16 protein-coding genes and 1 pseudogene are annotated in these 18,356 nt (G+C 72.9%); 7 read left to right on the forward strand and 10 right to left on the reverse strand.

Annotated elements, in window-relative coordinates:
- On the reverse strand, positions 1 to 558 hold a 558-nt coding region (locus tag DEP02_RS12680; protein ID WP_332871959.1), incomplete at its 3' end, for a BadF/BadG/BcrA/BcrD ATPase family protein.
- A 221-nt stretch (positions 559 to 779) separates the two neighbouring features.
- On the opposite strand from DEP02_RS12680, the gene DEP02_RS12685 reads away from it, so the two are divergent.
- The 3 genes from DEP02_RS12685 (at position 780) to DEP02_RS12695 (ending at position 4,415) form a co-directional block, all read left to right on the forward strand.
- Positions 780 to 1,457 carry a uracil-DNA glycosylase gene (locus tag DEP02_RS12685; RefSeq protein ID WP_112467422.1) on the forward strand — a complete coding sequence of 226 codons (678 nt, stop codon included), beginning with the start codon at positions 780 to 782 and terminating at the stop codon, positions 1,455 to 1,457.
- Between the two features lie 246 nt (positions 1,458 to 1,703).
- A complete protein-coding gene (locus DEP02_RS12690; RefSeq protein ID WP_112467423.1) occupies positions 1,704 to 3,368 on the forward strand; it encodes a cellulase family glycosylhydrolase in 1,665 nt (554 codons plus the stop codon).
- 96 nt (positions 3,369 to 3,464) lie between these two features.
- Positions 3,465 to 4,415, forward strand: a complete 951-nt coding sequence (locus tag DEP02_RS12695) for a nitrilase-related carbon-nitrogen hydrolase (protein ID WP_112467424.1) — start codon at positions 3,465 to 3,467, stop codon at positions 4,413 to 4,415.
- Positions 4,416 to 4,483: 68 nt separating this feature from the next.
- Here the strand turns inward: DEP02_RS12695 and DEP02_RS12700 are convergent, their stop codons facing one another.
- From DEP02_RS12700 to DEP02_RS12725, 6 genes are all read right to left on the reverse strand, one after another.
- Positions 4,484 to 5,155 (reverse strand): ABC transporter ATP-binding protein, encoded by a 672-nt coding sequence (locus tag DEP02_RS12700; protein WP_112467425.1) that lies wholly within the window; start codon positions 5,153 to 5,155, stop codon positions 4,484 to 4,486.
- A complete protein-coding gene (locus tag DEP02_RS12705) occupies positions 5,148 to 6,161 on the reverse strand; it encodes an ABC transporter ATP-binding protein (RefSeq protein ID WP_112467426.1) in 1,014 nt (337 codons plus the stop codon). The genes DEP02_RS12700 and DEP02_RS12705 overlap by 8 nt, the downstream gene beginning before the upstream one ends.
- Complete coding sequence (locus DEP02_RS12710) at positions 6,158 to 7,045, reverse strand: ABC transporter permease (protein ID WP_112467427.1); 888 nt, start codon at positions 7,043 to 7,045, stop codon at positions 6,158 to 6,160. Before DEP02_RS12710 ends, DEP02_RS12705 begins: the two co-directional genes overlap by 4 nt.
- On the reverse strand, positions 7,035 to 8,003 hold the full coding sequence (locus DEP02_RS12715) for an ABC transporter permease (RefSeq protein ID WP_112467434.1): 969 nt from the start codon (positions 8,001 to 8,003) through the stop codon (positions 7,035 to 7,037). The genes DEP02_RS12710 and DEP02_RS12715 overlap by 11 nt, the downstream gene beginning before the upstream one ends.
- A 20-nt stretch (positions 8,004 to 8,023) precedes the next feature.
- Positions 8,024 to 9,607 (reverse strand): ABC transporter substrate-binding protein, encoded by a 1,584-nt coding sequence (locus DEP02_RS12720; protein WP_112467428.1) that lies wholly within the window; start codon positions 9,605 to 9,607, stop codon positions 8,024 to 8,026.
- Between the two features lie 193 nt (positions 9,608 to 9,800).
- Entirely contained in the window at positions 9,801 to 10,886 is a 1,086-nt protein-coding gene (locus tag DEP02_RS12725) for a WD40/YVTN/BNR-like repeat-containing protein (protein ID WP_112467435.1), read from the reverse strand.
- A gap of 272 nt (positions 10,887 to 11,158) precedes the next feature.
- Between DEP02_RS12725 and DEP02_RS12730 the strand changes: the two genes are divergently transcribed.
- Positions 11,159 to 11,749 carry an Rv1733c family protein gene (locus DEP02_RS12730; RefSeq protein ID WP_112467429.1) on the forward strand — a complete coding sequence of 197 codons (591 nt, stop codon included), beginning with the start codon at positions 11,159 to 11,161 and terminating at the stop codon, positions 11,747 to 11,749.
- 21 nt (positions 11,750 to 11,770) lie between these two features.
- Here the strand turns inward: DEP02_RS12730 and DEP02_RS12735 are convergent, their stop codons facing one another.
- Positions 11,771 to 13,432 carry an acyl-CoA dehydrogenase family protein gene (locus tag DEP02_RS12735; RefSeq protein WP_112467430.1) on the reverse strand — a complete coding sequence of 554 codons (1,662 nt, stop codon included), beginning with the start codon at positions 13,430 to 13,432 and terminating at the stop codon, positions 11,771 to 11,773.
- Positions 13,433 to 13,477: 45 nt separating this feature from the next.
- On the opposite strand from DEP02_RS12735, the gene DEP02_RS12740 reads away from it, so the two are divergent.
- On the forward strand, positions 13,478 to 14,251 hold the full coding sequence (locus DEP02_RS12740) for a PaaX family transcriptional regulator C-terminal domain-containing protein (RefSeq protein ID WP_232839079.1): 774 nt from the start codon (positions 13,478 to 13,480) through the stop codon (positions 14,249 to 14,251).
- A gap of 64 nt (positions 14,252 to 14,315) precedes the next feature.
- Here DEP02_RS12740 and DEP02_RS12745 read toward each other — a convergent pair whose 3' ends face one another.
- On the reverse strand, positions 14,316 to 15,122 hold the full coding sequence (locus tag DEP02_RS12745) for a pectate lyase (RefSeq protein ID WP_112467431.1): 807 nt from the start codon (positions 15,120 to 15,122) through the stop codon (positions 14,316 to 14,318).
- A gap of 39 nt (positions 15,123 to 15,161) precedes the next feature.
- Positions 15,162 to 15,626, reverse strand: a pseudogene (locus tag DEP02_RS12750) (pectate lyase family protein); the annotation flags it as partial.
- 361 nt (positions 15,627 to 15,987) lie between these two features.
- Between DEP02_RS12750 and DEP02_RS12755 the strand changes: the two are divergent.
- Together DEP02_RS12755 and DEP02_RS12765 are read left to right on the forward strand one after the other, a co-directional pair.
- Positions 15,988 to 17,346: an SGNH/GDSL hydrolase family protein gene (locus DEP02_RS12755; RefSeq protein ID WP_112467432.1), complete on the forward strand. Its 1,359-nt coding sequence runs from the start codon at positions 15,988 to 15,990 to the stop codon at positions 17,344 to 17,346.
- A 154-nt stretch (positions 17,347 to 17,500) separates the two neighbouring features.
- On the forward strand, positions 17,501 to 18,169 hold the full coding sequence (locus DEP02_RS12765; RefSeq protein ID WP_112467433.1) for a hypothetical protein: 669 nt from the start codon (positions 17,501 to 17,503) through the stop codon (positions 18,167 to 18,169).
- Positions 18,170 to 18,356 lie beyond the last annotated feature (187 nt).

Consider the following 18,356-nt stretch of genomic DNA (forward strand, 5'->3'; position numbering starts at 1 on the left):
CGCCGAGCCGCCGTCCCGCCCGTCGTGGGCGCGCAGTGCCGCCTCCAGGCCCGCCCGGCCGATCCACGCGCCGCTGCCGCAGTCGCCGAGCAGATGGCCCCAGCCGTCCGCGCGGCGCCAGCCCGTCAGATCGGTGCCGATCGCGATCAGACCGGTCCCGGCGGCGATCACCGCGCCCGGCCGCGGCCCCAGGGCGCCGGTGTACGCGGTGACCGCGTCGGCGACCAGCGCGACCCTGCGCACCCCGAGGTGCCGCGCCAGCGCGCCGGGCAGTTCGGCGCGCAGCGCGTCGCCCAGGGTGGCGAACCCGGCGGCGCCCAGCACGGCCGTCTCCAGCCGCTCCACCCCCGCCTCGGCGGCCAACGCCCACGCCATGGGCACCAGTTGCTCCATGAGGTGTCCCGGGTCGATGCCCTGCGCCCCGGTGCGCACCGGCTCCCCGGACTCGCTCCGCGCCAGTGGCCCGCGCCCGGGTACGCCGACCACGACCCGGACCCCGGAGCCGCCCGAGTCCACGGCGAGGAAACCGGAGACGCCGGCCGCGGCCCCGCCCGTCACGGCAGGCGCCGGTCCACCGGCTGCCCCTCCTGCTCGATCATTGGACGCAGTGGGTCCCCCTTCTCCCCGGCGACCGGCTGCGCGATCTGCGCGATTGTGCGATCTGCTCGACCGGTTCGACGACCTTGACGGGAAAAAAGACTAGCGCCCGGGGAGGTTCCCTTCGTAGGGGCTGGTCCGCTGGTACGGGTTGTCGGTGTGGGCCACTAGAGTGGCGAGGCGTGGCACGACGACCGTTGCATGAACTTGTTGAGGCCGGCTGGGCGAAGGCCCTGGAGCCGGTGGCCGGGCGTATCGCGGACATGGGGGACTTCCTGCGCGCCGAGGTGGCGGCGGGGAGGACGTATCTCCCGGCGGGAGCGAATGTCCTGCGGGCGTTCCAGCAGCCCTTTGACGACGTACGGGTCCTGATCGTCGGTCAGGACCCGTACCCGACGCCGGGTATGGCGATCGGTCTGAGCTTCGCGGTCTCGCCGGAGGTGCGGTCGCTGCCGGGCAGTCTGGAGAACATCTACCGGGAGCTGAACGCGGATCTGGGTCTGCCCAGGCCGTCCAACGGTGATCTGACCCCATGGACCCGGCAGGGTGTGCTGCTGCTGAACAGGGCGCTGACCACGGCCCCGCGCAAGCCGGGCGCCCACCGGGGCAAGGGCTGGGAGGAGGTCACCGAGCAGGCCATCCGCGCCCTTGCCGCGAGGGGGCGGCCGTTGGTGTCGATCCTGTGGGGCCGTGACGCGCGCAACCTGCGCCCGCTGCTCGGGGAGTATCCGGCGATCGAGTCGGCGCACCCCTCGCCGATGTCGGCGGACCGGGGTTTCTTCGGCTCGCGCCCGTTCAGCCGGGCCAACGACCTCCTCGTGCGGCAGGGGGCCGAGCCGGTGGACTGGCGACTGCCGTAGACCGCCGCGGGCGTGACGGCTTCGAGGCCGGCGCCCGATGTGCGCGGCGGACGGAGTCGGACGCGGCCGTGCCCTCCCGCTCGTGGTGGCGAGGGCTCGACCCGGTCGGTCATCAGCACGTCAACCCCTGGACGGGAAACCGCTTTCCCCTCACCCCTTGACGCGCTCCTGGCCCAACTGGCTCTATGGGAGCGCTCCCATGTTCATGGTCCGCCCGGCTTCCTTGCCTCACTCCCTGGAGTCGCAGTGAGAACAACAAGAAGCACGACCCTCAGGAACCCGTCCGCCGCCTTACTGGCAGCCGTGGCCGTCCTCCTCGGCCTGCTCGCCCTGTCCCCGCCCCCCGCCCACGCCGGCCCCCAGTCCCCCGGTGCCGCCGCGACCGGCCTGCACATCAGCAACGGCCGCCTCCTCGAAGGCAACGGCAACGACTTCGTGATGCGCGGCGTCAACCACGCCCACACCTGGTACACGGGCGAAACACGGTCGCTGGCCGACATCAAGGCGCTCGGCGCCAACAGCGTGCGGGTCGTCCTCTCCGACGGCCACCGATGGACCCGGAACAGCGCGCAGGACGTGGCGGCCGTCATCGGCAACTGCAAGGCCAACCGCCTGATCTGCGTACTGGAGGTGCACGACACCACCGGCTACGGCGAGGATGCCGCCGCCGGCACGCTCGACCACGCCGCCGACTACTGGATCAGCCTCAAGGACGTCCTGGCCGGCGAAGAGGACTACGTCATCATCAACATCGGCAACGAGCCCTGGGGCAACACCGACCCGGCCGGCTGGACCGATCCCACGATCGCCGCGATCAAGAAGCTGCGCAGGGCCGGCCTCGAGCACACGGTCATGGTGGACGCGCCCAACTGGGGCCAGGACTGGCAGGGCGTCATGCGGGCCAACGCCCGGACGGTCTACGACGCCGACCCCACCGGCAACCTGATCTTCTCGATCCACATGTACAGCGTCTTCGACACGGCCCAGAAGGTCACCGACTACCTCAACGCCTTCGTCACCGCCGAACTCCCCATCCTCATCGGCGAGTTCGGTGGCCCGGCCGACCAGTGGGGCGACCCGGACGAGGACGCCATGATGGCCACCGCCGAACAGCTCGACCTCGGCTATCTGGCCTGGTCCTGGAGCGGCAACACCGACCCGATCCTCGACCTCGCGATCGGCTTCGACCCGGCACGGCTCAGCTCCTGGGGGCAGCGCGTCTTCCACGGCGCCAACGGCATAGCCCAGACCTCCGACGAGGCCACGGTCTTCGGCGGCACCGCCCCCGACACCCGGGCCCCGACCGCCCCGGGCACCCCGACCGCCTCGGGCGTCTCCTCCACCTCGGTCACCCTGACCTGGCCCGCCGCCACGGACGACGTCGGCGTCACCGGCTACGAGGTGGTCCGCGTCAACGGCACCACGGAGACCACGGTCGCCTCCTCCGTGACCACCACGGTCACCGTCCCGTCCCTGACCCCGGACACGGCGTACACCTTCGCGGTGTACGCCAAGGACGCGGCCGGCAACCGCTCTCCCCACTCGGCCACGATCACCGTCACGACCAGGAAGGACACCGGCACCCCCGGCGCCGGCTGCTCCGTCGGCTACCGCGTCACCAACGAATGGCCCGGTGGCTTCCAGGGTGAGATCACCGTCCGCAACACCGGCACCGCCACCGTCAACGGCTGGACTCTGGGCTTCGCCTTCCCGGCCGGCCAGACCATCAGCAACATGTGGGGCGGCACCCCGACCCAGAACGGCTCCTCGGTGACGGTCGCCGCCGCGTCGTACACCTCGACGATCCCCGTCAACGGCTCGGTCGCGGTCGGCTTCACCGGCACCAAGCTCACGACCAACCCCGCCCCGACGGCGTTCACCCTCAACGGCACCACCTGCGCGACCGGTTGACGGGCCCGCTCCAGCCGACCGGCGGGGGCCGCTCCCCGCCGGTCACATCTCCCCTGACCTGGTAAGACTGCTGAACTCCTGGCTAGGCTCGGCGCCATGACCACTGTGACTGCCGCCGTCGTCCAGGCCGCCGCCCCGTTGTTCGACACGCCCGCCGCGCTGGTCCGTGCCGAGGAGTTGATCCGTGAGGCCGTCACGGCCCACCGCGCCGAAGTCGTCGTCCTGCCCGAGGCGTTCCTCGGCGGCTACCCCAAGGGCCTGGACTTCGGGATCACCGTCGGCAGCCGGACCTCGGCCGGCCGGGAGCTGTTCCGGCGCTACCACGCCGCCGCCGTCGACATCCCCGGCCCCGAGGTCGACGCCCTGGCCGGCCTCACTCGGGAACTGGGCTGCCACGCCGTGGTCGGTGCGGTCGAACGACAGGGCGGCACCCTGTACTGCGTGGCGCTCTTCTTCGGACCGGACGGGTATCTGGGCCTGCACCGCAAGCTGATGCCGACCGCCGCCGAACGCTACCTGTGGGGTCAGGGCGACGGCTCCACCATGCCGGTCGTCGACACCGGCACGGCCCGCCTCGGCGCGGGCATCTGCTGGGAGAACTACATGCCTCTGTTCCGTGCGGCGATGTACGCCAAGGGAGTCGACCTGTGGTGCGCGCCGACCGTCGACGACCGCGACGCCTGGCAGGCCACCATGCGGCACATCGCGCTGGAGGGCCGCTGCTTCGTCCTCAGCGCCAACCAGTACCTGCGCCGTGACGCCCTGCCCGCCGACCTCCACCCCGTGCAGGGCGACGCGCCCGACACCGTGCTGATCGGCGGCGGCTCCGTGATCGTCTCTCCGCTCGGCGAGGTCCTGGCCGGACCGCTGCGCGACGGCGAGGGCATCCTGACCGCCGAACTCGACCTCGACGACCTGGCCCGCGCCCGCTTCGACTTCGACCCGACCGGCCACTACGCCCGCCCGGACGTCTTCACCCTCCGGGTCGACGAGTCCGCCCGCACCACCATTGCCGGAGCCGGCGGTCCCGCCGGGGACGGACGGTGAGGACCTGCTGAGCCGGGGAGTCCCCGCAGAAGCGGTGTCATGAGGGCGACCGAGCCGACGGTCTCCGGTCAGTGCGTCCGGCCGGCGCCGGTCAGGGTGTCCCAGTGGACGGTGCGGTCGCACCAGCGGTGCAGGAGCGTGCGGTCGTGGCCGACGGCGAGCAGGCCCGCGCCCGTGGCGGCACGGTAGTCCTCGACGACCGCGACCAGGGCGGCCGTCGTGGAGGCGTCGAGCATCGCGGTCATCTCGTCGCAGACCAGCCAGCGGGGGCGCAGGACGAGGGCACGGGCCAGGCAGGCGCGTTGGAGCTGGCCGTCGCTGACCTCGTGGGGGCGTCTGCCGAGCAGGTCGGGGGTCAGACCGACCGTCCGGGCCAGCTCGGTGACCCGCTCCGGCACCTCGTCGCGCCGGCCGGTGGCGCGCAGGGGTTCGGCGATCAGGTCGGTGAGCGCGAGGCGGGGGTCCGCGGCGAGGCGGGGCTGCTGGAAGACCACACCGAAGGCGGTGCGCAGCGGACGCGGGGCACGGTGGCGCCACCGCCGTACGGGCTCGCCGTCCAGCAGCAGGGTGCCGGAGTCGGGGCGGTGCAGCAGGGCCGCGACCCGGGCCAGAGTGGACTTGCCGCAGCCGCTGGGGCCGAGCAGGCCGACCGCCTCACCGGGCGCGACGGACAGGGAGACGTCCCGTACCACCGGATTCCGCCGGTCGTAGCCCGCGGTGATGGCGCGTAGTTCAAGCACGGACGTCCTCCTGTGCTCCCTGGGACGCTTCCATGCCGGCGCCCGGGACGGGGTGGTGGCAGGCGACCCCGCCGACTGCCGGCGGCAGCACGGCGCAGGTGTCGTCGGCCCGGTCGCAGCGGGCGGCGAAGGCACAGCCGTCGGGGAGGGAACCGAGTTCGGGCGGCAGGCCGGGGATGGGGGTGAAGGCCCGGTCGGGGAGGGCCTGGAGCAGGCCGCGGCTGTAGGGATGGCGGGGGCCGGGGAAGCCGAAGAACTCCTCCGCGTCGGCGAGTTCGACGATCCGGCCCGCATACATGACGGCGACCCGGTCGGCGATGCGTTCGGCCGCCGCCAGGTCGTGCGTGATCATCAGCAGGGCACGCTCCGCCGTGTCCGGCTCGCCCGGGTGGTCGATGTGGCGTCGCAGTTCGTCGACCGTGTGGTCCACCAGGTCACGGTCGAGTCCGGTGGTCGGTTCGTCGGCGAGCAGCAGCGGCGCGTCACCGACGAGGGCCAGGGCGGTGGCGGCGCGCTGGGCCAGGCCGCCGGACAGCTCGTGCGGGTGGTGGTCCAGGTGGTCCGAGGGGAACGCGGCTCGTTCGGCGGCCGCCTGCGCGGCGGAGCGCACGCCCGCACGCCCGCGGACGCCGGTCAGTGCGGCGACCGTCTCCTGCACCTGGGAGCGGATGGTGCGCACGGGGGTGAGATGGGCGGCCGGGCTCTGCGGTATGAGCCCGACCAGCCGGCCCCGTACCGTCCGGGCGAGAGTCCGCTCGTCGGCCGAGAGCAGGTCGAGGCCGCCCAGCATCGCCTCCCCGGTGGCCTCGGCGTTGCCGGGAAGCAGGCCGAGCAGCGCGGAGGCGAGGACGGACTTGCCGCAGCCGCTCTCGCCGATCAGGGCCAGGCACTCGCCGGCCGCGACGTCGAAGTGCGCGTCGGTGACGGCGGCGATGCGACGCCCGCCGGGCATGAGGAAGCGCACCGACAGTCCGCGTACCGACAGTACGGGCGATCGCTCGGTCACAGCATCAGCTCCGATCGGCGGCGGGGGTTGATCCGCTCCCGCCAGGCTCCGGCGAGTCCGGCGATGGCGAGGGTCGGGACGATGACGAACAGGCCGGGGAAGAGGGTCGGCCACCACTGTCCGGCCAGCAGTGAGCCCCGCGCGCTCTGGATGAGGGTGCCCAGGCTCGCCGTGTGCGTGGGCAGCCCGAGCCCGAGGAAGGACAGCGCCGACTCGTGCCACATGGCATGCGGCACCATCAGCACCGCGGCGAGCGCGGCCTGCGGCAGGACGGCGGGCAGCAGTTGCCGTACGGCCACCCGCCACCTGGACGCGCCGCCGGAGACGGCGGCGTCGACGTACGGGCGCGAGCGCAGGGAGAGGACTTCGGCGCGGACGATCCGGGCTGTCGACAGCCAGTGGGTGAGGGCGACGGAGACGATCACCGGCCAGACGCCCGGCCGGAACATGGCGACGATGAAGATGCCCAGCAGCAGGTGGGGCACGGAGGAGACCGTGTCCACGACCCGCATGATCCCGCGGTCGACCCAGCCGCCCAGGGCGCCGGCGGTGGCCCCGACGGCGGTACCGACGACGGTGGCCGTCACCGCCGCCGCCGCTCCGACGAGCAGGGAGACGCGCAGTCCGTAGACGCAGCGCAGCAGCAGGTCCCGGCCGAGGTCGTCGGTGCCGAAGGGGTGGGCCCAGCTCGGCGGCAGCAGCTTGGCGGCCAGGTCGACGGCCTGCTGGTCGAGCTGGACCAGCGGTGGTACGAGAAGGACGGCGAGGACGGTCGCGGCGACCAGCACGACGGAGGTGCGTACCCGCAGCGTCCGGGTGGAGCGGCCCTTCGTGCCGTACGACCGCCACACGGTTCCCCGGGAGGCGGGGGCGTCACATGTCACTGAACTTCACCCTCGGGTCGAACAGTCCGTAGAGCAGGTCCGCGAGCAGATTGCCGACCAGGACGGCGGCCGTGGCCAGGGTCGTCAGCGCGGCGAGCAGCGGGAAGTCGACCGCGGTGGCCGCTTCCACGGTGGCCGCGGCGATGCCCGGCCAGCTGAAGACGCTCTCCACCAGCAGGGCGCCGGTGATGAGTTCGGGCACGCGGGAGCCGATCAGTGTGAGGACCGGCAGCAGACCGGAGCGCAGGGCGTGACCGAGCAGAACGGTGCGTTCGCTCACCCCGCGGGCCCGGGCGCCGCGTACGGGATCCTCCGCCAGCGCGTCGCCGACGCCCTGGCGCACGTAGAGGGTGAACCACGGCAGTTGGGAGACGGCGAGCACCCCGGCCGGCAGCACGAGATGGCTCACGACCTGCCCTGCCGTGACCTGTTCGCTGGCGGTGTCGGTGAGCCCGCCGGCCGGGAGCACGCCCATCTGGAGGGCGAACAGCCAGATCGCGAGCAGGGCGAGCCAGAAGACCGGTGCCGCCTCCAAGGAGTAGGCGAGTGAGGTGACGACCCGGTCGAGCGGGGACCCCGGACGGCGGGCGGCGAGGACTCCGAGCACGGTGCCGGCCAGCACGGCCGCCGCGAAGGCGACCGCGCACAGCAGGGCGGACCAGACGAGACGCTCACCGATGACCTGGGCGACCGGCTGCCGCATCACGCTGGACTCGCCGAGATCGCCGGAAAGAGCGGAGGTCAGCCAGTGCCACCAGCGGGCGGTGAACGGCTGGTCCACCCCCAGATTGGCCCGCAGCCGGTCCAGGGTCTGCTCGTCGGCGCCGAGGGCCGCGGTACCCGCGTACGCCTTGACCGGGTCGAAGGGGGAGGCGGCGGCGATCGCGAACACGCCGAAGGTGACGACGAGGAGGACGGGGACGGCGAACAGCAGCCGCCGTCCCGCCAGGCGCGCCATCGCTCCCCAGAGCGGGGAGGTCACTTCTTCGGCCGCCAGTCCTGGAGGTTCCACCACGGGCCGCTGGCAAAGCCGTGCTCGTGCGGCTCGACCTGAGTGGTCAGGCCCTCCCAGCGGTCGGCCAGCACGTAGACGTGGTCGATGTGCGTGAGGAAGGTGTAGCCGGGGTCCTCCACGAGCTCGCGCTGCAGCGTTTCATAAGCGGTCTTGCGCGTGGTCGTGTCCTGGCCGCGGCGGCCGGTGTCGAGGGCCTTGTCCACGGCCGGGTTGTCGTAGCGGGCCATGTTGTTGAAGCCGTCGCCGGCGAGGGAGGAGTGCAGCAGGGTGTGCAGGCCGAAGTCGGGGTCCCCGCTGCTGCCGAATCCGGCGAGGACGGCGTCGTTCCCCATACGGGGCTCGATCACCTCCCAGGTGGCGCTCTCCACCTTCACCTCGATGCCCGCCTTCTTGGCGTCGGAGGCGTAGGCGAGGGCGTGGTCCTGGCGGACCTTGTCACCGGAGGGGTAGAGAAGCGTGAACGAGGCCCGCAGCCCGTCCTTGGCACGGATGCCGCCGTCGCCGGCCTTCCAGCCCGCCCGGTCCAGCACCCGCTGGGCCTTCGCCAGGTCATGAGGCCGCTCGATGCCCCCGGCGAACCAGGGGTCGTCGACCGGCAGCGGCCCGTAGGCCGGGTGCCCCGCCCCGTCGAGGATCTTGTCGACCATGGCCTCGCGGTTCACCGCGGCGTCCAGGGCCTGGCGGATCGCCCGGTCGCCGGTGACCTTGTTCTCCTGGGGAAGGGTGACGGCCCGGAAGTCGTAGGACTTCGCGGCGTAGGTCGTCTTCGCCTTGTCGCCCTTGAACGTGGCGGCCAGGTTGGGCGGGAGGACCGCGCCGTCGAGGTCGCCCGAGCGCAGCCGGGTGGCGCGCACGTCGTCGTCCTTGACGATCGCCATCGTCACCTTCTTCACCCTCGGCGCGCCGCCCCAGTAGCCGGGGTTGGCCTTGAAGGTGAGCTTCTCGCCCTTGCGCCAGCCGGTGAGGACGTACGGTCCGGTGCCGACCGGCTCGGTGTTGAAGGAACCGGTGTTGGGGTTCTGCCCGCCGGCGATGTGCTCGGGGACGATGGGCAGGACCGTGCGCCCGGCGAACGGGGCATAGGGGTACTTGAGCGTGAAGACGACCTTGTCGTCGCTGTCCGCCCGTACCTCCTTGATGGCGTCCAGTTCGCTCCGGGAGGTGTTGTTGGTCTTCTCGTCGAGGATCGTCCTGTACGTGAAGACCACGTCGGCGGAGGTCAGCGGTTCGCCGTCGCTGAACTTGACCCCGTCGCGCAGGGTGTAGGTGTAGGTGAGTCCGCCGTCGCCGACCTGGGGCAGTGAACTGGCCAGTGCGGGCCTCAGCTCCATGTCGGCGTCCAGGGCGAGCAGACCGTCGAAGATCTTGGAGTTCCCGTCCTTGCCGTAGCCGAGAAGAGGACTGAGGGTGTCGGGCTCGGAGGCCACACCGATCACGACGGAGTCGGCGGCACCTCCGCTGCCCGTACCGCTGCTCGGGGCCGAGCAGGCGGCGGCTCCGATGAGTGCCGCCACCACTGCGGCTGCCCGTGTCCGTCGGACGGTCATGACCCCTCACATCCTTGCTGCTGATCAAATGCTTTTGCATATTAGTTGCAGGAAGGTGCTCCGGTCATCCCGGGGGTCGGTCCGTCGCAGGGTCGAGTGCCCTCGGTGAGTGGAACGGCGACGATCCACGGACGCGGGGGATCGCCGCCGCCGGTTTCCGGTGCGTTCGCCTGCCCGAGGCACGTCGCTGTGGTCAGCCGATCACCGCCGCGCGCACGCAGAGCACGTCCGGCAGGTGCGAGGCCAGTTGCTGCCAGCTGTCGCCGTCGTCCGCCGAGGCGTACACCTCGCCGTTGCGGTTGCCGAAGTACACGCCCGCCGGGTCCGCGTCGTCGGTGCACAGCGCGTCGCGCAGCACCGTGCCGTAGTGGGCCTCGTCCGGCAGACCCGCCGTGAGCGGCTCCCAGCTCCTGCCCGCGTCCGCCGTGCGGAACACCCGGCACCGGTGGCCGGCGGGCACCCGGTCCGCGTCCGCGTTGATGGGGAAGACGTACGCCGTGTCGCCACGGTGCGGATGGGTGGCCACGGCGAAGCCGAACGTCGACGGCAGGCCCTCGCCGATGTCCGTCCAGTGCGCGCCCCCGTCGTCGCTGCGGTACACCCCCCAGTGGTTCTGCAGGTACAGCCGGTCCAGGTTCTCCGCGTCCTGGGCGACCTTGTGGACGCACTGGCCGAACTCCGGGTCCGGGTCCGGCAGGAACACGGCCGACACGCCGGAGTTGGACGGCGTCCAGCTCACTCCGCCGTCGGACGTGCGGAACACGCCCGCGGTGGAGACGGCGACCGTGACCGCCTGCGCGTCGCGCCGGTCCGTCACCACGGTGTGCAGGCCCTCACCGCCGCCGCCCGGCACCCACTTCGACCGGGTGGGGTGCTCCCACAGCGGGCGGACCAGCTCGAAGCTCTCACCGCGGTCCTCGGAGCGGTACAGCGCGGCCGGTTCCGTGCCCGCGTACACCACGTCCGGCTCCGCGGCCGCCGGGTGCAGCTGCCACACCCGCTCCAGCGAGGTGCCCGTGTCCCTGGGGAACCTCACGGCCGGCCGGGCCGGTTCGGTCCACGTGCGGCCCAGGTCGTCGGAGTGGAACACCGACGGCCCCCAGTGCGCGCTGTCGCCGCCGGCCAGCAGCCGCGGAACGGCGCCGCGGGTGTCGACGGCGACCGAATACACGGCCTGTGCGTTGAAGTACGGACGGTCGTCGAACTCCCAGGCGCCACCGCGCCGCCGCCCGATGAACAGGCCCTTGCGCGTGCCCACGGCGAGCAGTACCTCGGTCATGCCGATCACCTCCGCGAGATCTTCGTCCGGACCCCTTTGTCCCGGACATCGGCCAGTGTGCACCCCACCACTGACAGTCCCCTTCGTTGCGGCGTCGCCGCAGGTCACAGCGGCACGGTCGGGACACCGCCCCGTCTCGCGCGCGCCCGCGAGAACCCATGGGGGCGCCGGGGCGGGGAACTCGTCGTGAGCATCGGGGAGCCGCCCTTCGTATGGGAGGGCGGTCCTGCAGGTCCGTGTGCTCAAGAGCGCTCAGGAGGAGGGTGCCGTTGATGGCGTTCCGTGGTCCGAGGGTGTGGCTGTGGCGGTGGCGCCGCAATCCGCTCAAACGCCGCACCGACACGGTGGAGGCCTGGGTCCTGCTCGGCACCTGGGTCCTCACCGTTCTCGCCGGGGTGCTCGCCGGCTGGACGGCGGCCCGGGGAGTGGAGCGAGGGGTGGCCCAGGAGCGCCTTCAGTGGCGGCCCACGGCCGCGCAGGTGACCGGGCGGGCGCCCGGCTCGCCCGCCGCCGGAAGCGGCCAGGGGCCCGGTGCCGCCCTGCGGGTGTGGGGGAAGGTGCGCTGGACCGCCGTGGACGGCACCGAGCACACCGGCCAGGCCCGGGTACGGCCCGGCAGCGCGGCCGGCACCCGCGTCACCGTGTGGACCGATCCCCGGGGCCGCCTGGTGACCGAACCGGCCACGCCCGCCCGGGCCCGCACCCGGGCCGGGATGATCGGCGGCCTGGTGGGCGCGAGCGCCGCGGCTGTCCCCCTCGCCACGGGACACGTCCTGCGCACCCGTCTGGAGCGCCGCCGCATGGCCCGGTGGGACGCCGAGTGGGCCCGCTTCGGCCCGCTGTGGAGCCGCAACATCTGGTGACGAGGACCGGATGCGCGGGGACTAACCAGGCAGGGACCGCTCCAGGATGGCGTCGAGGTCCGCGCCGGCCGGCAGGGTGCCGAAGGAGTGGCCCCAGTCGCCGCCGAGACGGGTCGCGCAGAAGGCGTCGGCGACGGCGGGCGGAGCGTACCGGACCAGCAGGGACGCCTGGAGGGTCAGCGCCATCAGCTCCACCAGGCGGCGCGCGCCCACCGGGGACGCCTCGCCCAGACCGGCCTTGAGACGGGTCACGGCCGCGTCCAGACGGACGTCGGCGCCGCGGGCCAGGGCGAGTTCGGCGAACAGCGCCTCGGCGGTGCCGGGCTCCCGGCCGAGCGCCCGCAGGACGTCCAGGGCGTTGACGTTCCCCGAGCCCTCCCAGATCGACAGCAGGGGCGCCTCGCGGTAGTGCCGGGGCATGCCCGACTCCTCGACGTAACCGTTGCCGCCCAGGCACTCCAGGGCCTCCGCGGTGAAGGCCGGACCCCGCTTGGTGACCCAGAACTTGCCGACGGCGGTCGCGATCCGCCGGAACGCCGCCTCGTTCCCCCGCTCGCCGTCCGCGCGCACCGCCCGGTCGGCCGCACCGGCCAGCCGCAGCGTGAGCGTCGTGGCGGCCTCCGACTCCAGCGCCAGGTCGGCCAGCACATTGCGCATCAGCGGCTGGTCGATCAGCGGCGCGCCGAAGGCGGCGCGGTGCCGCACGTGATGGCCGGCCTCCACAAGCGTCTTGCGCATCAGCGCCGCCGACATCATCACGCAGTCCAGACGCGTGCAGTTGACCATCTCGATGATGGTCCTGACGCCCTGCCCCTCGGGCCCGACCAGCCAGGCCACGGTGTTGTCGAACTCCGGCTCGGAGGAGGCGTTGGACCGGTTGCCCAGCTTGTCCTTGAGCCGCTGGATCCGGAAGGTGTTGCGGCTGCCGTCGGGCAGCACGCGCGGCACCAGGAAGCAGGACAGGCCGCCCGGGGCCTGGGCGAGGACCAGGAAGACGTCGCACATGGGCGCCGAGGTGAACCACTTGTGCCCGTGCAGGGTGTGGACGCCCGGCTCGGCGGTCGGCGTGGCGGTCGTCGTGTTCGTCCGCACGTCCGAGCCGCCCTGCTTCTCGGTCATCCCCATGCCCGCCAGCAGGCCCTGCTTCCCGGCCGGCACCCGCAGCCCGGGCTCGTACACCCGGCTGGTCAGCAACGGCTCGTAGACGGCGGCGAGTTCGGGCTGCGCGCGCAGGGCGGGTACGGCGGCGTACGTCATCGACGTCGGGCATCCGTGACCGGCGTCGGTGTGCCCCCACACCAGTCCGCCCGCGGTACGGGCCACATGGGCGCCGGGCCGGTCGTCCGCCCAGGGCGCGCCGGCCAGCCCCTCGGCGACCGCGGTCCGCATCAGGTGGTGCCAGGCGGGGTGGAAGTCGACCTCGTCGATCCGGTTGCCGTACCGGTCGTGGGTGCGCAGCTCGGGCTCGTACCGGTTGGCCTGCTCGGCCCACTCCTGCGCCTGTTCACCGCCCGCCAGCGCCCCGAGCCGCCGCACGTCCGGCTCGGCCCACCCCGCGCCCTCCCGGCGCAGCCCCTCCAGCAGCGCCGCGTCGTCGGACGCGTCGTACGGGGCCAGGGGAGGGGCCTGGTTGGTGACGGCGTGGGGGGAGGGCGACGGCGCGTGCGCGAGGGGCGAGGTCATGCAGTCAGTGTTGCACTAAATCTGCGATCGCATCAATGGTGCAACATGGCGGAAGTACAGTACGTGACCATGAACGCCTCCCAGGAGCCCGCCGGAGTCGACCTGCGCCCGCTGTCCGCGCGGTCGGTCGTCCTGAGCCTGCTGCTGGGCACGCACCCGCCCGAGCTGCCGGTGAAGGACCTCCTACGGGCCGTCGAACCCTTCGGAGTCGGCGGATCCACCCTGCGGGCGGCGCTGAGCCGGATGGTGGCCGCCGGCGACCTGCGGCGCTCGGACACCGTCTACGGTCTCAGCGACCGGCTGCTGGAACGCCGTCGGCGCCAGGACGCGGCCGTGCGCCCCGCCACGCGGCCCTGGGACGGGGAGTGGGAGATGGCCGTGGTGACGGCGACCGGCCGCGGACCCGCCGAACGCGCCGAGCTGCGCGCCCGGTTGACCGCCCTGAGGCTCGCCGAACTCCGCGAGGGCGTCTGGCTGCGCCCCGCCAACCTGCGCCGCCCCTGGCCAGGCGATCTGGACCGGGTGACCCGGCGCTTCACCGCCCGGCCCGAAGGGTCCGCCCCCGGCCTGGCGGCGAGCCTGTGGCCGGTCGACGGCTGGGCGGTCACCGCCCGGGCACTGCTCGCCCACGTGGCGCGCGTGGACCGGCCGGCCGACCGCTTCACCGCCCTCGCGGCCGTCGTGCGGCACCTGCTGGCCGACCCCGTCCTGCCCGCACCGCTGCTGCCCGCCGACTGGCCCGGCCCGGCGCTGCGCGCCGCGTACACCGACTACCAGCGCGAGCTGACCGAGGAGATGCTCGGCCGCGCGAGGCGATGAGCGGACGACGGCAGCGCACGGCGCCCAGGGGCTGCCGCGCGCTGCCGCCCTCACCGCGAGGGGGTCACTTGTACGTGATGTCGGACGCCGCGTACTTGCAGTAGGTGCCGTCGGCGTCCGTGCCGTTGGTGCTGGGCTCCTTGCCCGTGTTGTTCCCGATGTACTTCTGGCAGGGGATGATCTTCTTGCTGGAGTCCCCGACGATCGTGATCCTCTTCAGGCTCACGCTGTCGCCGTAGTTGGTGTTGATGCCGGCGAGCCGGCTGCCCTTGTAGGTCGCCTCGATGGTGTTGAGGTTGATCGTCCGCTTGTACTGAGTCTTGCAGTTGCCGCAGCTGCGGACGAAGGTGCCGAAGTTCTGCACCGCGAAGTTCGAGACGTTCAGCGTGCCGGCGCCGTTGAACTGGAAGACCTTGTCGCTGGCCTCCTTCGCGCCGCCGCCGGAGACGGTGTAGACGTTGGAGGACGAGGAGCCGAGGAACGTCGCCGCGTCCTCGCCGACGTCCTCCCACCAGACGTTCTGCAGGGTGCAGCTGCCCAGGCAGTGGATGCCGTCGGCGGCGGGGGCGCCGATGATGACGTTCTTCAGGACGGTGCCGGCGGCCAGTTCCAGGATCGGCTTCTGGTTCTCGTCCTGGCCGCCGGTGCCCAGGGCCCCGCTGCCGTACAGGCGCTTCATCCCGTAGTCCTTGGTGCCCGACACGGAGATGGTGGAGGTGACGGCCTGGTTGCCGTTGGCGGTGGGCCAGGTGGCGGCGTTCGCCGGAGACAGCGCCCCCTCTGTCATGATCATGGCAGCAGAGAGGCCGAGTGCGGCCAGGGCTCCGGTCAGTGCGCGCCGTCGCACGCGCGGTCGTGCTGCAGAGGTCATGTCCCGATTCCTTCTGTGCGGTTGGCTGGTGAGTGGTTGTCAGGGCTTTGCGGCGCCCGCGCCGGCGGTCACCGAGGAGACCACGCTCGAGGCGGGCTCGGCGGTGCAGCCGTACGGCGGGCTGGGGAAGCCGCCCGTCTGCGAGGTCTCGGTGGCGGCTCCGCCGAGGTCGTTGCCGCGCAGGTTGGCGTAGCCGTCCGTCTTGCTGTCCCGGTTGGTGGTGACGGCGACCTTGGTGCTGCGGAAGACGTTGTTCTCGACGAGCATCTGGGCGCCCATGCGCGAGTGCACGGCGGTCTCGGCGCCCACGACGTAGTTGTCGTAGAAGTGCCCGGTGCCGAAACGCAGGCTCGGGATGCGGGAGCTGACGTTGTTGAACCAGTTGTGGTGGTACGTCACCCGCAGATGCCCGGTGTCCTCGCTCGCGTTGCTGTCGCTGTGGCCGACCAGCGAGCCCTTGTAGTGGTCCTTGAAGGTGTTCCAGGACACCGTGACCGTGGCGGCAGCGGCGACGGCCGCCGCCGGTGCCGACCGTCGCGGGTCTGTGCGTGGGGGGAGTGCACGCATGCGGGTGTGTCCCTTCGGGGCGAGGGAGGGTCGTATACGTGAATGACGTACGCCTTGCAGAACGCCGCGCGCGGACAGTGTGGCCTCAGGGGCCGGAAGTGGCGCTCATCGGTCATGCTGCTGAACGGACCGTAGGGTGAAAGCGCTTTCTGGTCAACGTCTCGCGTAGCCCGTATTCAGCCACCCTTGGTTGACGGTGACGGCTGCCCGGCATTGCTGTGGGAGCGCTTCCACGGCGGCCATGTGCATGCCACCATGCCAGACGCCCGCACCTTCGCCGACCCACCGGAGGACGCCCATGACACCGCCCGCGAGTCCACCGACCACCCCGTCCGGAAGAACCCGGCTCACCGGCCTGGTCACCGCCTGCGTCCTGGCGCTGGCCCTCCTCGTCACCGCCTCCGCCCTCACCGCGCTCACACAGCGGCCGGATGGCGCGTCCGCAGCCGTCCGGCCGCCGGCCGCGCCCCAGCGGCACTGGGTGAACACCTGGACGGCGATGCCCCAGCTCACCGAACCGGGCAACCTTCCGCCGGCACCCTTCACCGGCGACGATGCCGTTCTGGTCGACACCACGCTCCGCCAGACCCTGCGCGTCTCCACCGGTGGCCACCGCATGCGGCTGCGCTTCTCCAACGCCTTCGGCGACACCCCACTGCCCCTCACCGCCGTGACGGTGGCGCTCCCGCTCCACGGCGAGGCGGGAGTCAGCGCCGTGGAGCCCCGTACGACCCGGCGGGTGACGTTCTCCGGACGGGCGTCGACGACCGTGCCCGCCGGCGCCCAGGTCGTCTCCGACCCCCTGGACCTCGAACTGCGCCCCGCGTCCAACCTCACCGTGACGGCGTACCTGGCCGACGGCCAGCGCTCCCTCGCCCTCACCTCGCACCCGGGTTCGCGCACGACGTCGTACCTCGTCCACGGCGACCACACCCGGGACACCGACCTGCCCGGGGCGACGCCGGTCGACCACTGGTACCTGATCAGCGACGTCGAGGTGCAGGCCGACGCCTCGACCGAGGCCGTCGCCGTCGTGGGCGACTCGCTCACCGACGGGCGCGGCTCCACGACCAATGCCAACAACCGCTGGCCCGACCAGCTCTACGACCGGCTGCGCTCCCGCCCGGCCACCGCGCACGTCGCCGTCCTGAACCAGGCCGCCGGCGGCAACCGCGTCCTCCAGGACGGCCTCGGCCCCAACGTCCTCGCCCGACTCGACCGCGACGTCCTCGCCCGCAGCGGAGTCGCCTGGCTGATCGTCTTCGAAGGCGTCAACGACATCGGCACCGCCGACGCCACCCCGGCCGCCCAGCGCCGGGTCACCGAGGACCTGATCGCCGCCTACCGGCAGATCGTCGTCCGCGCCCACGCCCAGGGCATCCGTGTCCACGGCGCCACCCTGCTGCCCTTCGGAGGCAACACCTCCTACGACGACCCGGCGGGCGAGCGGGAGAAGTCCCGGCAGGCCGTCAACGCGTGGATCCGTACACACGGGCACTTCGACGCGGTGATCGACTTCGACCGCGCTGTCCGCGACCCCGCGCAGCCGGACCGGCTGCGGCCGGCACTCCACGACGGGGACTGGCTGCACCTCAACCCGGAGGGCTACCGGATGCTCGCCGACGCCGTCCCCGCGGGGCTGTTCCGCCGGTCCTGACCCGGGCCCGGGCCCCCTTTGGAGTCTCGCGGCGACGGACGGGGTCCGGTGGCGGGGACGCGACCGGTGACGTTCCCTGAGAGGGACGGGATGACCGGCACGGTTGCGGGCACTCGAGGGGCACGCAGGACGGTCTCACCCCGCGAGGAGAGTCATGGCTGAGCAGAAGTCGTCGTCGGCCCTTGCGGCGCCGCTCCACGGCGCGGCCGCGGTGCTGCGGAGGGTGCCGGGCGCCGGGGTGGTGAGCAGGGCCGCGCAGGAAACGCTGGACAAGGTCGGTACCGTGTCGCCGCGCGGGCGGCGGATCGCGGTGTACACCGGGGCCGGAGTGCTCGGTGTCGCCGGCGTGGTGGAGTGGCCCGTCGCGCTCACCGGCGCGGCGGTGGCCTGGCTCACCCAGCCCCGCCCCGAACACCCCGCCGACGACGGGCGGAAGACCCTGGAGCAGACACCGGGCACGGGCACGACGCCCGAGGACACCGCGCCCGGCACGGGCATCGGGGCCCGGGACGCCGCCCCGGACACCGCCGCCGCGGCGAATGCCGCACCGGAGGGTGGCACGACCGCCCGGAGCGCCGCCGTGGACACGGCACCCACCGCTCAGGACGCCGCCGCGCCCCGGCAGCCCGCGAGGGAGCGCGCCGCGGCGGCCCGGGAACCCGCGGAGGACATCGGCACGGCGGCGCTGAGGTCCGAAGGAGGAGCCGGCTCCGGGGGGCGGGCCGCCCCGCCGGACACCGGGTCCCGGGGCAAGACGCCCAGGGGGCACGCGTCCACCGGGCCCCTCGGCCCGACGGCGCGGCCCGATCGCACCACCCGCTGAGGGCGCGCCATGGTACTCGGTTTGCTGACGGCGCCGTCGGCCGCCGCCCGTCTGCTCGCACGGACGGCGGTCCCGGCGGTGGGGGTGGCCGCCGGGGCGGTGGCCGGAACCGCGCGGGCCGGTGTGCGCGGTGCGGACGCCGCCGTGCGGGTCGCGCGCGTCGGCTGGAACGCGCTGCCCGGCGGGG

It is taken from the genome of Streptomyces triticisoli (assembly GCF_003270085.1).
In the GTDB taxonomy this organism is placed as follows: domain Bacteria; phylum Actinomycetota; class Actinomycetes; order Streptomycetales; family Streptomycetaceae; genus Streptomyces; species Streptomyces triticisoli.

Excerpts from the sequence above, each read along its gene's own strand:
- DEP02_RS12695 (WP_112467424.1), top strand. The coding sequence starts at position 3,465 with ATGACCACTGTGACTGCCGCCGTCGTCCAGGCCGCCGCCCCGTTGTTC.
- DEP02_RS12715 (WP_112467434.1), bottom strand. The coding sequence starts at position 8,003 with ATGGCGCGCCTGGCGGGACGGCGGCTGCTGTTCGCCGTCCCCGTCCTC.
- DEP02_RS12720 (WP_112467428.1), bottom strand. The coding sequence starts at position 9,607 with ATGACCGTCCGACGGACACGGGCAGCCGCAGTGGTGGCGGCACTCATC.
- DEP02_RS12725 (WP_112467435.1), bottom strand. The coding sequence starts at position 10,886 with ATGACCGAGGTACTGCTCGCCGTGGGCACGCGCAAGGGCCTGTTCATC.
- DEP02_RS12730 (WP_112467429.1), top strand. The coding sequence starts at position 11,159 with ATGGCGTTCCGTGGTCCGAGGGTGTGGCTGTGGCGGTGGCGCCGCAAT.
- DEP02_RS12735 (WP_112467430.1), bottom strand. The coding sequence starts at position 13,432 with ATGACCTCGCCCCTCGCGCACGCGCCGTCGCCCTCCCCCCACGCCGTC.
- DEP02_RS12740 (WP_232839079.1), top strand. The coding sequence starts at position 13,478 with ATGGCGGAAGTACAGTACGTGACCATGAACGCCTCCCAGGAGCCCGCC.
- DEP02_RS12745 (WP_112467431.1), bottom strand. The coding sequence starts at position 15,122 with ATGACCTCTGCAGCACGACCGCGCGTGCGACGGCGCGCACTGACCGGA.
- DEP02_RS12755 (WP_112467432.1), top strand. The coding sequence starts at position 15,988 with ATGACACCGCCCGCGAGTCCACCGACCACCCCGTCCGGAAGAACCCGG.
- DEP02_RS12765 (WP_112467433.1), top strand. The coding sequence starts at position 17,501 with ATGGCTGAGCAGAAGTCGTCGTCGGCCCTTGCGGCGCCGCTCCACGGC.